At 66.5% G+C, this 523-nt stretch carries 1 protein-coding gene; it reads left to right on the top strand.

Translation table 11 applies throughout. The features are described from left to right. Positions 1-522: 3-hydroxyacyl-CoA dehydrogenase family protein (locus tag KSO98_RS18350; RefSeq protein WP_263642991.1), on the top strand; the 522-nt coding region annotated here is incomplete at its 5' end. Position 523: the final 1 nt, after the last annotated feature.

Below are 523 nucleotides of genomic sequence, written 5' to 3'. Positions count from 1 at the left end.
GAGGCGATCTTGACGTCGAACACCTCCTCGATCCCGATCGTGAAGCTCGGCGCGGTCTCGGGGCGGGCGGACCGGGTGATGGGGGTGCACTTCTTCAACCCGGCGCCGGTGATGCAGCTGGTGGAGCTGATCCCGTCGCTGACCACGAGCGCGGACACGCTGGCGCGGATGCGGGGCTTCGTGGCCGAGGGCCTGGGCAAGCAGCCGATCGAGGCGACCGATCGGGCCGGGTTCGTGGTGAACAGCTTGTTGGTGCCGTACCTGATGAGCGCGATCCGGATGTATGAGGCCGGGTATGCCTCCGCGGTCGATATCGACAAGGGGATGGTGCTGGGGTGTGGTCATCCGATGGGGCCGCTGGCGCTCTCGGACCTGATCGGGCTGGACACGATCCGGGCGATCGGGGTGTCGATGTATGAGGAGTTCAAGGAGCCGCTCTACTCCCCGCCGCCGTTGTTGGACCGGATGGTCGATGCCGGCCTGCTGGGCAAGAAGTCCGGCCACGGCTTCTACCCCTACTGAG

The sequence above is a fragment of the Nocardioides nematodiphilus genome, from assembly GCF_020216525.1.
GTDB lineage: Bacteria > Actinomycetota > Actinomycetes > Propionibacteriales > Nocardioidaceae > Nocardioides > Nocardioides nematodiphilus.
The sequence above is the reverse complement of the archived record's forward strand: the minus strand, read 5'-3'. Positions and strand labels throughout refer to the sequence as shown.